This window comes from Marinobacter iranensis (genome assembly GCF_029207565.1).
Taxonomy (GTDB): Bacteria; Pseudomonadota; Gammaproteobacteria; order Pseudomonadales; family Oleiphilaceae; genus Marinobacter; species Marinobacter iranensis.
The window spans coordinates 48,310-61,672 of record NZ_JANCMW010000005.1 but is presented as its reverse complement, the minus strand read 5'-3'; the positions used below and the strand labels follow the sequence as shown (position 1 = coordinate 61,672).

Genomic DNA, 13,363 nt, shown 5'->3' with positions numbered 1-13,363 from the left:
AGCTGGTCGCCCGTTTTTATTCAACAAAATTGGATTGGCTGGCAATCATGGGTGAAAGCTCCAGATTCCAGTGATCCATGCCGCTTTGGCTGTAGACATAGTGGCCGCTCAGGGAATTCATTTTTGGAATGCGATTTGGCTTGACACCTTTCAGGATCATGGATGCTAGCCGTGCTGCGGTAAGGCCTTCCTGGTGGGCGGAAATGGTGAAGCCGCCGATAGCCTGTTGCTTGCCGATGAAAATATCCCAGAACGAGAAGATGGGAACCTGGGTGCGCCTAAACGCCTCGCCTATAAGGTCTTTTGGCTCGACATAGTTTTCCTCCGCATCGCGGATCGTGTGGTGGGTACCAACAACGATGGCGTCGTACCGTTCATGGGCATTAAAAACGGACTTCAACCAGGTGTCTTTGTCGTTAGTGAGGACAATGTCCAGTTGCGAGCCATACACCTCGGCGCTTCTTTTCTCGCCAAAGTATTCATTGACCGCATTACGCATGGTAGGAGAATCGTCCATCAGTACCAGAAAGCGCTCATCCACTCTGAGAACCTTCTGCAGGTGACGAATGCTTTCAGCGAAGAAAGGGCGCTCGAGAATGCCGGCAACCAGCTCATGGTTGAGGGTAGGGTGCTGGATGGGCCCGCCATTGACACCCAGAAAGACGACAGGAATCTGTCTTTCGACCAGGCGGCTGGCCATCAGCGAAAACGAATTGTCGTCGCCCAGAATGGCGATGTCAGGCTGAATTTCGGAAATGGATTGCTCGATGCTGGTGACTTTCCGGGGCCATTCGGATTTGGGTAAACGTTTGGTGTCCAGCTCGAAAATATGGATCTCGTGATCATCGCCGAGCACTGACTGGATGGCATCGATGTAATCCGCATCCCATTTGTATCCGAGGTGGTAGCTTTGAATGACAACAACGGTTTTCGCAAAACAGAGGGGACTTGCCAGCAAAAGGGCCAGGAGGAAGAAGCGCATGGATGTACCTTATTGTTATCTGAGCGACAGAAATACACTCGTTCTATCTTGTCGGTGACGCCTGGTTTTGTTTTTATGACGGGTCTACCTACAGAAACCATGCCAGTTTCGTAGGTCTTTGTTTTATTTGTATATTAATAGCGCCCGAATGATCGTATTACGTTAGGTCAGGGGTAAGTGTCTGGCTTTCAGGGCACTATTCCCCGTTTTGAAGCAGGAATGTCTGAAATTACGGACAGGTGCGTCCTGTTAATCGGACATAACCGAAGGGGGACATTTCCCAGTGGATCCACTAAGTCGCTAAGGCAATAAAGAAAGTCACTACGCTCGCGCCCGTTCGGCTGCTAAGATTGGCGCTGTTTAATCAGCCCGCGTCGACGCGGAACACTGACATAAACCCTTTCGAGAGGTCCGGGCGTTACTGATGATGCCACTTTTCAATCTACTGCCCGTGATCCAGATTCTGGGCTTCCTGCTCATTCTCCTTAGCTTCATGATGACACTTCCCGTGAACCTTTTGATGTTTGGGGATACCCCGGACTGGCTTGCATTCGTGAAGTCGGCCTGTATTTGTTTTGGTGTGGGGCTGGCATGCTTCCTGAGCGCGGGGCGAGAACGGCACGCATTAAAGCAGAGGCAGATGTTTATCCTGACTGTTTCGGCCTGGGTTGTTATTCCGCTTTTCTCCAGCCTGCCGCTATTACTGAGTGGCCTGGGGCTCTCGGTTACGGATGCATTCTTTGAGAGTATTTCAGGCGTTACGACCACAGGCTCAACGGTCATGGCAGGCCTCGATCATATGCCTGGCGATATCCTGCTCTGGCGCTCGGTCATGCAGTGGATGGGCGGCATCGGGATTATTGGCATGGCGGTCGCTATCCTGCCTTTCCTGAGAATCGGTGGCATGCGCCTGTTTGCGACGGAATCGTCGGAATGGACCGAAAAGGCTGTTCCCCGCACCAGCCGCTTGGCTCGTGGCCTGGTGTTCAGTTATCTCGCATTAACCTTTGGCTGCATCACCGTGTACTGGGTGCTGGGTATGGACCTTTTCAACGCGGTGAACCACGCACTGACCACCGTTTCGACAGGGGGGTACTCCACGTCGGACAGTTCCATGGGACAGTTCGACCAGTTATCCATACTTTTCGCTTCATCCATATTCATGATGTTGGGTGGCATACCGTTTTTCCTGTTTGTCAGACTGCTTAATGGTCATGCCCAGCCCTTGTTGAGGGATCAGCAGGTTCACTTCTTTCTCCGTTTTCTATTGATTCTGGCCGTAGTGATTGCCGTTTATCGGGTAGTCAATGAAGGGACTTTTCCGTTGGATGCCTTCGTGCATGCCTTATTCAATGTGACTTCGGTTGTTACTACTACAGGCTATGCCTCCCAGGATTACTCGCTGTGGGGCCCCTTTGTTGTTGTCTTGTTCTTTTTCCTGACGTTTGTAGGCGGTTGTTCCGGATCCACCAGTGGTGGTATGAAGATCTTCCGTTTTCAATTATCGATGTTGTTGCTAAGAGAGCAGGTGCTCCGATTGCTTCATCCCAATGCTGTGGTCGCCCGTCACTACAATGGCCGCATTATCAGCGATGAAATTGTTGCTTCCAGCGTGGCGTTTTCCTTCATTTTCCTGGCGACCCTTGCGGTTGTCGCAGCGATTCTGGCATTGCTGGGGCTCGACCTGGTGACGAGCCTGACCGGTGCAGTGACCGCGTTGGCAAATGTCGGACCAGGGTTGGGTGAAACCATCGGACCGGCAGGAAACTTCGAGCCAATACCTGACGCAGCGAAATGGGTATTGATGGTCGCCATGTTGCTTGGTCGGCTGGAGCTCCTGAGTGTGTTTGTGATGTTTTCGCCCCAGTTCTGGCGCAACTGAGTTTTAGCCGCTCCACCTGAAATCAATGAGTAAGGGACTACGTTGACTACCTCCGCCGCTTTGAAAAAACAGCTGCCCACGGGTATCTGGGTACTGGGCTTTGTCAGCCTGTTGATGGATGTTTCTTCTGAAATCATTCATAGCCTGTTACCGGTTTACCTGGTCTCGGTACTGGGCGCCAGCGCACTTCTTGTTGGCCTCATTGAAGGAGCCGCAGAAGCCACGGCGCAGATTGTGAAGGTATTCTCCGGCGCTCTGAGCGACTACCTCGGAAAGCGCAAGGGGCTGGCCGTTCTGGGCTATGGTTTGGGCGCACTGACCAAACCCGTTTTTGCGTTGGCTACGGGTATCGGGTGGATTATTGCCGCCAGGCTTACCGACCGGGTGGGCAAGGGCATCCGCGGAGCACCTCGTGATGCGCTGGTAGCAGATCTTGCGCCTGCTTCGCTGAGAGGTGCGGCCTACGGGCTAAGGCAATCCCTTGATACGGTTGGCGCCTTCCTTGGGCCGCTCCTGGCCATTGGCCTGATGCTGCTCTGGGACAATGACTACCAGGCTGTATTCTGGGTGGCGGTGATACCAGCGTTTCTGGGCGTTGCCCTGCTGGTTGTAGGAATTCGAGAGCCGGAAGCGCCGATTACGGAGCGGCGAACCAATCCCATCAGCCGGGAAAGCCTTAAACAGCTTAACAGGGCCTATTGGATGGTCGTGGTGATCGGGGCACTGTTCACCCTGGCAAGGTTCAGCGAAGCTTTCCTGTTGTTGCGCGCTGAAGATGGAGGTCTGGAAGTCGCCTTGCTACCACTGGTGCTGGTGGTCATGAATATCGCCTATGCGCTTTGTGCCTATCCCTTTGGAAAGCTTTCCGATCAAATGGGTCACCGCCAGCTCCTGATCATGGGCTTGCTGGTCCTGATCGTGGCGGACGTCATTCTGGCGGTCGCCAGTCACTGGCTCTGGACACTGGTTGGCGTGGCTATCTGGGGAGTCCACATGGGAATGACCCAGGGGCTGTTAGCCACCATGGTGGCCGATACCGCACCCAAGGCGTTACGGGGAACTGCGTTCGGTTTCTTCAATCTCGTAAGCGGTATCAGCCTGTTCCTGGCCAGCACAACGGCTGGCCTGTTATGGACCTGGGGCGGTCCGGCGTTGCCATTCTTGGTCGGGGCGATTATTTGCGTGCTGACCATTGTGCTGATCGCCTTCCATCGCACAATCTTCCGCTTGCATGGCCAGCAACAGTGACAGTACCGCGCTCGATAATGGCGGTCATTTAGTCCGGAAACACTACGGTCCGGTTTCCGGTCAAAAACACTCGCTTCTGGATATGATAGCGAACGGCATTGGCCAGGGTATGGCTTTCAATGTCCTGGCCTTTTGCCACCAACTCTTCCGGATAATGATTGTGATCCACCGCTTGAACACCCTGTGTGATGATAGGGCCTTCATCCAGGTCGTTGTTCACATAATGGGCCGTAGCACCGACCAGTTTTACACCCTTTTCCCAGGCCTGGTGATAGGGCTTGGCCCCTTTGAATCCCGGCAACAGGGAATGGTGGATATTGATTGCCCAACCGTCGAGCCTGGCCGCCATGGCTGCTGACAGAACCTGCATGTAGCGGGCCAGAACAACCAGTTCGCACCGGTATTCGTTAATTAACTGCCACACCTGCTCTTCCTGCTCAGGCTTGGTGTCGGGGGTGATCGGCAGGTGAAAGTAGGGGATGCCATGCCATTCCGCCAATGGCTTCAGGTCCGGATGGTTGGAGATGATCAGTGGAATATCAATGGCAAGTTCGCCTGTACGGTAGCGGTAAAGCAGGTCGTTCAGGCAATGGTCGTATTTTGAGACCATGATGGCGACACGGGTCCGGTGATTTGGTTCGGTCAATTGCCATTGCATGTCGAACCTCTCCGCGCGGGGTTCGAACAGTTCACGGAATTTCTCCAGCGAGGTTTCGCCTCCCAGCGGCCGAAACTCCACGCGAATACTGAAGCTTTCGGTGGCCTTGTCGTCAAACGAGTTCATCGCCACAACGTAGTTCTCGCTTTCGGCGAGGCTGCGAGTGACGACATCGACAGTGCCCAGGCGGCTTGGACATTGAGCCGTCAGGATCCAGAGATTATCTTTGGCACCCATACCTTTACCCTCTTTTATTCGGGATGGCCCAGGCTCAGGCGGTATTCCTGGCTCGCATCCACCAGCCAGCGCCAGACGTAGTCCGCAAAACTGCGGCGTACCACCAGTTCCCAATCCTCCTCACCAACGCGACGAATCGTAGCCTGGGATTTAGCCAGCACCGTAGTCACGACCTTTCCAACCGGGAAGTGGCGGTCGTGCACGTCGTAGGGGCAGCTTTTCATCAGTACCAGGCGTGCTTTGGGGCCAGACAACCTCAGCATCGTCTGGCCACCGCTGAGGTTGATCACGGCATAGTGGCCATCAAGCTCTTCACGCAGCGACATTTCCATGGCCAATGCCTGATCGCCCGGGCCAGTCAGTAGCCATTCGTCGGGTGCGACCCAGCTCAGCGCCCACTCCCCGGACTGATGGCACTGCAACCGTTCCGGGAGTGCCAGCCCTGTGGCGGCTTCCACACCCCGGGCAAAGTCGGCGCTGCCGGCGTCTCCCCGTAACGCCAGGTGGGTTCTCAGAGCGTTCTCCCACAGGCGGACGCCCGGGTTCTCGTGGGTTGGTCTGGACAAGACTTCCGTATGGTGCGCCAGCGGACTGCGGGCCGGAACCTCTGTCTTTGGCAACTGTTCCATGATGGCCACCAGGGCCGGCTCAGCGACTGCCTCTTTGACTGCTTCAGACATTTTGACGTTCCCCTTTTGGATCCAGAAAGATAGTGCTGCAGATTTCCGCTTCGACAACCCGACCGTCGGTCAGCGGGTAGTGGACGGTATCGCCCATGCGGTTATGGCCACCTTTGATCACACCCATCGCTATGGAACGGCCGAGGCACGCACTGTAGTAGCTGGAGGTGATGTGCCCCAACATTGGCACCGGCACAGGATGATTGGGATCGTCCACAGCCTGGGCACCTTCGGGCAGTACAATACTGGGGTCTTTCGTTTTTATACCGACCAACTGCTTACGGTTTTCCCGCACGCAGTCTTCGCGTTTCATACCGCGCTTGCCAATGAAACTGAACGGCTTGTCCTCTTTAACAGCCCAACTCATGCCGAGGTCATAGGGATGAACGGAGCCGTCGGTGTCCTGTCCGGATATGATGAAACCTTTCTCGGCACGCAGGATGTGCATTGTCTCTGTCCCGTAGGGCGTCAGATTGTACTTGGCGCCATGCTCGAACAGCTTCTCCCAGACGTGCAGGCCATAGTTCGCCTGTACGTTGATTTCATAGGAGAGTTCGCCGGTGAAGGAAATGCGGAACACCCGCGCTGGCACACCCGCCACGGTTCCTTGCCGCCAGTCCATGAACTTGAAGTTGTCCTTGTCCAGATCAATGTCGTCCGTCAGTTCGGCCAACAGCTTACGTGCGTTCGGCCCGGCAATGGTCATGGTGGCCCAGTGGTCGGTCACGGTATTGAAGTAAACTTCGAGCTCCGGCCACTCGGTCTGATGGTAGAGCTCCAGCCATTCCAGTACCCCGGCGGCGCCACCAGTGGTGGTGGTCATCACGAAGTGGTTCTCACCCATACAGGAGGTAACACCGTCGTCGAAGACCATGCCGTCCTCTTTACACATCAGGCCGTAGCGACACTTGCCCACTGGCAGTTTGGCCCAGGCATTGGTGTAAGCGCGGCCGAGGAATTCCCGTGCGTCCTTACCCTGGATGTCGATCTTGCCCAGGGTGGAGGCGTCAAGGACACCAACACTTTCACGGGTGGCCAGGCACTCGCGGTCCAGCGCCTGCTGCATGGTTTCGCCGGGCTTGGGGAAGTACCAGGGGCGCTTCCACTGGCCCACGTCCTCGAACTTGGCGCCGTGTTTGACGTGCCATTCATGCATGGCGCTATAGCGCATCGGGTCAAACAGGTCGTTACAGTGGCGCCCGGCAATAGCGCCGAAGGTCACCGGCGTGTAGTTCGGCCGGAATATGGTGGTACCGGTTTGGGGAATGGTCTGGTTCAGGGACTTGGCCGCAACGGCCATGCCGTTTATGTTGCCGAGCTTGCCCTGGTCGGTGCCAAAACCCATCGCCGTATACCGTTTAATGTGTTCGATGGACTCGAAACCTTCCCGTGTCGCCAGTTCGATGGCGGCGGCGGTAACGTCGGTCTGGAAATCAACGAACTGCTTCGGAGCCCGACTGTTCCGCTTGTGGTGCGGTATGCAGAACAGGGCCATGGCACGGGTTTCAGGCCGTGTTCTCGCAGACGGAACGATGGCGGGTTCCGCTGGAAAACCGGCATTGGTGGCTGCCTCGGCGCCAATGCTGGCACCATCCGTGAGGCAATCGTCGAGTGCAAATCGTCCATTCACGGCGCCGGCAACGAGTTGTCGCTGGACTGTTTTGCCGGGCAAAAAGCCAATAACATCATCATCCCACACCGGCCGGCTGCCGGTGTGACAGGACAGGTGTACCACGGGGCTCCAGCCGCCGGAGCTTGCCAGAGTGTCACATCGCAACAGCTGACTGTCACCTGCGACCTTGTTGCCGTCGGTTGTCAAGCCGGTCACCAGGGCGCCCGTTACGCGCTGGCCACCCCGCGCCTCGATCACCGCTTTTCCTTTCAGAACCTTGATACCTCGCCGTTCAGCCTCTTCCTGCCAGGCACCGGTAACGTATGCCCGGGTATCAACAATAGCGACAACCTCCCGCCCGGCGTCCTGCCAGTCGAACGCGGTGCGGTAAGCGTTGTCGTTGGTGGTCATTAGCACCAATCTGCTACCAGGCACGACGGCATATCGATTGATGTAAGTCGATACCGCCGAGGCCAGCATACAGCCCGGAAGGTCGTTGTTGCCGTAGACCAGTGGCCGCTCGTGGGCACCGGTGGCAAGCACTACCCACTTGGCGCGCACCCGGTGCAGACGCTGGCGTGAAAGGTTCGCCGGGGCACGGTCGCCACGATGATCAGTACGCCGTTCGTGAATGGTCAGGAAGTTGTGGTCGTGGTAACCATTTACGGTGGCGCGGGGTAGCAGCAACACGTTGTCGTACCTGGCCAGTTCCTCCAGCGTGGCCTTCACCCACTCGGCGGCGGGTTTGTCATCCAGCCTGTCGTTGCTATCGAGTAATGAGCCACCCATTTCCGCCTGTTCATCGGCGAGAATGACACGTGCGCCGGCACGTGCGGCGGACAGGGCGGCCGAGAGCCCGGAAGGCCCGGCCCCGACGATGAGCACGTCGGTGTGGTGGTTCAGATGATCGTAGGTGTCGACGTCCGGTTCACGCGGCGAACGGCCCAGGCCGGCCGCTTTGCGAATGTATTTTTCATAGGTATCCCAGGCAGCCTGGGGGAACATGAACGTCTTGTAGTAGAAGCCTGGTGGAAGCATACGGCCCAGAAGGGTGCCGAAAACGCCCATGAAGTCAAAACTCAGGCTCGGCCAGCCGCTGGTGGGCTGGCTGACCAGGCCATCAAACAGCTCCTGCTGGGTGGCCCGGACGTTCGGTACCTGGGTCGCTTCCGTCGCTCCAAGCTGGAATACCGCGTTTGGTTCCTCGGCACTGGCGGCGACAATACCGCGGGGACGGCTGTATTTGAAACTGCGGCCGATTACGTCGACGCCATTGGCGAGCAATGCCGAGGCCAGGGTATCGCCGGCAAACCCCTTATAGCGTTGGCCATTGAATTCAAAGCTCAGGAGCTTGCTGCGGTCGATCCGGCCGCCGTTGTCGAGACGGTTGAATTGGGTCATGTCGGCGCCTCTCAGGACTGCTGTTTGTCGGTGAGTTGGGTAATGCGCGGTGCACTCCCCATCCGGTAGGATTCCAGGATTTCATAACTCTGGGTGTCGCGTGTGACGTTGAAGAACTTGCGACAGCCGATGGCATGAACCCAGATCTCATGATGAATGCCGCGCGGGTTGTCGCGGAAGTAGATGAAATTTCCCCATTCTTCGTCGGTACACGCATCCGGGTCCGCCGGGCGTGACAGGTGGGCCTGGCCCTTGGGGTGGAACTCTTCTTCCTCACGATGCTCATCACAGTAGGGGCAAAAAATATAAAACATGGGCTTGTCCTCTATCAGTGGGCCACACCGGCGGCGCCGTGTTCATCGATCAGGGCACCGTTGTGGAAACGGAACATTGAGAATGGCTTGGCCAGTTCATTCGGCCGGCCTGTTGCCAGGGTATTTGCAAAGACATGACCGGACCCCGGAGTGGCCTTGAAGCCGCCAGTGCCCCATCCGCAGTTAAAGAACAGGTTCTCCACGGGGGTATCGGAGATGATCGGACAGGCGTCCGGGCAGGTATCGACGATGCCTCCCCACTGGCGGTTCATCCTTACCCGGCTGAAGATCGGGAACATTTCAACGATGGCCTGGAGTGTATGCTCAACCGTTGGGTAGGACCCGCGTTGGCCGTAGCCGTTGTAGCCGTCGATGCCGGCGCCGATCACCAGGTCGCCCTTGTCGGATTGGGAGATGTAGCCATGCACGTGATTCGACATCACCACGGTATCCAGGATCGGGCGGATCGGTTCAGAGACCAGGGCCTGCAACGGGTGGGACTCAATGGGCAGCTGGAAGCCCGCCATCTTCGCCAATACCCCTGAATTACCCGCCACGACACAGCCAATACGATCACCGTAGATAGCGCCATGCTGCTTGGTTTCCACGCCGATGGCGGCTCCGTCCTCAGTCAGGATGTCGGCGACTTCGCACTGTTGAATCAGGTCTACGCCCATGGCGTCGGCCGCGCGGGCAAAACCCCAGGCGACGGCATCGTGCCGTGCTACACCGGCGCGAGGTTGCCAGGACGCGCCCAGCACCGGATAGCGGCGGTTGGCGGAACAGTCCATGATGGGCACGATCTCTTGAACGCCCTGGGTATCCAGCGCTTCGCTGTCGATGCCGTTGAGGCGGTTGGCACTCACCCGCCGATGAATGTCGCGCATATCCTGCAGGGTATGGCCGAGGTTCAATACGCCACGCTGGGAGAACATCAGGTTGTAGTTCAGTTCCTGCGAAAGTCCTTCCCAGAGTTTCATGGCGTGTTCGTAGAGCAGGGCCGCTTCGTCCCAGAGGTAGTTGGAACGAACGATCGTGGTGTTACGTGCCGTATTGCCCCCACCGAGATAGCCTTTCTCGACCACGGCCACGTTGGTTATGTTGTGTACCTTGGCCAGATAGTAGGCGGTTGCAAGACCATGGCCACCACCCCCAACGATGATGACGTCGTATTTCTTTTTCGGCTTGGGGTTACGCCAGACTCGCTGCCAGTTCTCGTGGTAGGTCAGCGCGTGTCTTAGCAGTCCGAATCCGGAGTATTTCTGCATTGTCAGGTCCTCTTCGGTGGCAACCGTCTCTAAAGGGTGAGCTACTGGTATCGCCGTCGGAATCGGCACTCGATTTCAAGGCGTGCCCCGGTGGTTAATACGGGACTGGTTGACTGATGGTATGCGTACCACGCCCCCATCATCTGCTTGCTCACGACATCCTGGTGAGGATTTGCGACAGGAGGGCGAGTGGGGACTGGCGTGCTCAGCATTCGATCACGTTGACCGCCAGGCCGCCCCGGGATGTCTCTTTGTATTTATCAAGCATATCCCGCCCGGTATCCCGCATGGTGCGTATTACTTTGTCCAGGGAGACGAAGTGCGAGCCATCGCCGCGTAGCGCCATGATGGCGGCGTTGATCGCCTTGACGGCCCCGACGGCATTGCGCTCGATGCAGGGCACCTGGACCAGGCCACCGATCGGGTCGCAGGTCAGCCCGAGGTGATGCTCCATACCGATTTCCGCGGCATTCTCAACCTGTTCCGGCGTACCCCCGGTTACGGCGGCCAGACCTGCCGCCGCCATCGCGCAGGCGGAGCCGACTTCGCCCTGGCAACCCACTTCAGCACCGGAAATCGAGGCGTTTTCCTTGAACAGTATGCCGATGGCCGCAGCCGTTAGCAGGAAGTTGATGATGCCGTCTTCACTGGCATTGGGGCACCAGTTCCAGTAGTAGTGAAGGACAGCCGGGATGATGCCGGCGGCACCGTTGGTGGGGGCGGTCACCATGCGACCACCGGCGGCGTTCTCTTCGTTCACCGCCAATGCATAGAGATTGACCCAATCCATGGCGCTCAGCGATGGCGAGATCAGGTCCTGGCGGTCCATTTCCATCAAAGACGCATAAAGCTTCGCCGCCCGCCGTTTAACCTTGAGCCCACCCGGCAGAATGCCTTCGTTCGTAATACCGTTCTGTACGCACTCCTGCATCACTTGCCAGATGTGAAGAATCCCTTCCCGGACCTCGGCCTCGCTGCGCCAGACCTGTTCGTTGGCCATCATCAACCCGGCAATGCTCAGCCCGTGAGTCTTGCATTGACTGAGCAGCTCGGCGCCGCTCTTGAACGGGTAGGGCAGGGATGTCTTGTCTTCCACAATCCGGTCCGCGCCGGCGGCATTCTCATCAACCACGAAACCACCGCCCACGGAGTAGTAGGTGCGTTGGCGTACCGTCTCGCCGTCGGCATCGAAAGCGCTAAACGTCATACCGTTCGGGTGGTAGGGCAGGGATTCCTTGCGGTGGTAGGTGAGGTCGGCCTTTTCATCGAAAGCAATGGCGTGTTCCCCATGCAGGCAGAGTTCACCCTGAGCGGTGATCTCGTCCATTCTGGGCCGCAGGATGCTGGGATCGATGGTGTCCGGCCGATGGCCTTCAAACCCGAGCAGTACCGCCGGCCCGGTGCCATGCCCTTTGCCGGTCGCACCCAGTGAACCGTACAGCTGAATATCGACGCGGGCGACGTCGGTCAGCCGTCCGGCTTCTTTCAGCCCGCCGACGAACCGACAGGCGGCCTGCATCGGACCCACGGTGTGGGAGCTGGATGGCCCGATGCCGATTTTCAACATATCAAACAGACTGATGGCCATGGGAAACTCTCTTGGTTAGTGCAACTCTGGAGCCCTCTCCCCATAAGGGAGAGGGGAAATGCCGTTACTCATAAGCCGGAAAATCCCGGCACAACTGGCTTACCTTGGTGCGCACCTCGGTAATGGTCGTATCGGCGGAACCTGCCTGCAATGCGTCCAGAATATCAGCGATCCAACCGGCCAATTCACGGGATTCGGCCTCTTTCAGGCCACGGGTGGTAATCACCGGTGACCCAATGCGCAGTCCGGATGTGACAAACGGCGATTGTGGGTCATTCGGCACGGCGTTCTTGTTGACGGTGATGTGTGCTTCACCCAATGCCGCGTCAGCTTCTTTACCCGTCAGCCCCTGCTTGACCAGGCTGAGCAGGAACAGGTGGTTGTCGGTGCCGCCGGAGACAACGTCGTAACCGCGCTCGATGAATACGTCGGCCATGGCCTGGGCGTTACGCACCACCTGTTGCTGGTAGCCCTGGAACTCAGGTTCGGCGGCTTCCTTGAACGCCACTGCCTTGGCCGCGATAACGTGCATCAGTGGGCCGCCCTGGCCGGCGGGGAAAACCGCCGAGTTGAATTTCTTTTCCAGGTCCGGCTGGCCCAGAGACAGGATAAGGCCACCACGCGGCCCCCGCAGGGTTTTATGGGTGGTCGTGGTCACCACATGGGCGTGGGGCATAGGGTTGGGATAGACGCCAGCGGCGACGAGGCCTGCAACATGAGCCATGTCCACCATCAGGTACGCGCCGACTTCGTCGGCGATCTTACGGAAGCGCGCCCAGTCAACAATCCGGGAATAGGCAGAGAATCCAGCGACGATCATGCCCGGCTTGTGTTCCTTTGCCAGCGCTTCGACCTGCTCGTAGTCGATCTCACCCGTGGATTCGTCCAGGCCATACTGGACAGCGTTATAGATCTTGCCGGAGAAGCTGACGTGGGCACCGTGAGTCAGGTGGCCGCCGTGGGCCAGGCTCATGCCCAGTACGGTATCGCCCGGGTTCAGCAGCGCCATGTAAACCGCCGCGTTGGCTTGCGAGCCCGAATGCGGCTGCACATTGGCATAGTCGGCACCGAACAGGGCCTTGGCGCGGTCGATTGCCAGTTGTTCCACCCGGTCGACGTGCTCGCAGCCACCGTAGTAGCGCTTGGCCGGGTAGCCTTCCGCGTACTTGTTGGTCAGGCACGAGCCCTGAGCTTCCATCACCAGGGGGCTGGTGTAGTTCTCGGACGCAATCAACTCCAGATGGTCTTCCTGGCGCACGGCCTCGTCCTGCATGGCCGACCAGAGTGTTTCGTCATAAGAGGAAAGTGTTTTGTTTTTGCTGAACATGGCAGATATTCCCGGGTAGTGAAAAAAACCTGACGAACCAGGCATCGTTTATTGAAAGGGACAAAATGATAGTAGGCCCGTTGGCGATCGTTGATCTGCTCGGGCACGACATAGGATCGAGGATTTGCGACAGAGGTCTTTTGGTGCTGGCCGGGTAGAAGCGCTG

At 57.6% G+C, this 13,363-nt stretch carries 10 protein-coding genes; 2 read left to right on the top strand and 8 right to left on the bottom strand.

What is annotated here, in order from left to right; translation table 11 throughout:
* Positions 1–16: 16 nt before the first annotated feature.
* A complete protein-coding gene (locus NLU14_RS09780) occupies positions 17–982 on the bottom strand; it encodes an ABC transporter substrate-binding protein (protein WP_275706052.1) in 966 nt (321 codons plus the stop codon).
* A gap of 427 nt (positions 983–1,409) precedes the next feature.
* On the opposite strand from NLU14_RS09780, the gene NLU14_RS09775 reads away from it, so the two are divergent.
* A complete protein-coding gene (locus tag NLU14_RS09775) occupies positions 1,410–2,864 on the top strand; it encodes a TrkH family potassium uptake protein (protein ID WP_420845056.1) in 1,455 nt (484 codons plus the stop codon).
* A gap of 42 nt (positions 2,865–2,906) precedes the next feature.
* A complete protein-coding gene (locus NLU14_RS09770; RefSeq protein ID WP_275706050.1) occupies positions 2,907–4,112 on the top strand; it encodes an MFS transporter in 1,206 nt (401 codons plus the stop codon).
* A 28-nt stretch (positions 4,113–4,140) separates the two neighbouring features.
* Here the strand turns inward: NLU14_RS09770 and purU are convergent, their stop codons facing one another.
* The 7 genes from purU to glyA all read right to left on the bottom strand — a co-directional run bounded on the left by purU (position 4,141) and on the right by glyA (position 13,197).
* The gene (gene purU / locus NLU14_RS09765; RefSeq protein WP_275706049.1) at positions 4,141–5,007 is read right to left on the bottom strand and encodes a formyltetrahydrofolate deformylase; all 867 of its coding nucleotides are present in this window, start codon (positions 5,005–5,007) and stop codon (positions 4,141–4,143) included.
* Between the two features lie 14 nt (positions 5,008–5,021).
* The gene (locus NLU14_RS09760) at positions 5,022–5,687 is read right to left on the bottom strand and encodes a sarcosine oxidase subunit gamma (protein ID WP_275706048.1); all 666 of its coding nucleotides are present in this window, start codon (positions 5,685–5,687) and stop codon (positions 5,022–5,024) included.
* Entirely contained in the window at positions 5,680–8,700 is a 3,021-nt protein-coding gene (locus NLU14_RS09755) for a sarcosine oxidase subunit alpha (protein WP_275706047.1), read from the bottom strand. The genes NLU14_RS09760 and NLU14_RS09755 overlap by 8 nt, the downstream gene beginning before the upstream one ends.
* Positions 8,701–8,711: 11 nt before the next feature.
* Entirely contained in the window at positions 8,712–9,014 is a 303-nt protein-coding gene (locus NLU14_RS09750) for a sarcosine oxidase subunit delta (protein WP_275706046.1), read from the bottom strand.
* A 14-nt stretch (positions 9,015–9,028) separates the two neighbouring features.
* Positions 9,029–10,282, bottom strand: a complete 1,254-nt coding sequence (locus NLU14_RS09745) for a sarcosine oxidase subunit beta family protein (protein WP_275706045.1) — start codon at positions 10,280–10,282, stop codon at positions 9,029–9,031.
* A gap of 205 nt (positions 10,283–10,487) precedes the next feature.
* A complete protein-coding gene (locus tag NLU14_RS09740) occupies positions 10,488–11,870 on the bottom strand; it encodes an L-serine ammonia-lyase (protein ID WP_275706044.1) in 1,383 nt (460 codons plus the stop codon).
* Positions 11,871–11,934: 64 nt separating this feature from the next.
* Positions 11,935–13,197 carry a serine hydroxymethyltransferase gene (glyA, locus tag NLU14_RS09735; protein WP_275706043.1) on the bottom strand — a complete coding sequence of 421 codons (1,263 nt, stop codon included), beginning with the start codon at positions 13,195–13,197 and terminating at the stop codon, positions 11,935–11,937.
* Positions 13,198–13,363 lie beyond the last annotated feature (166 nt).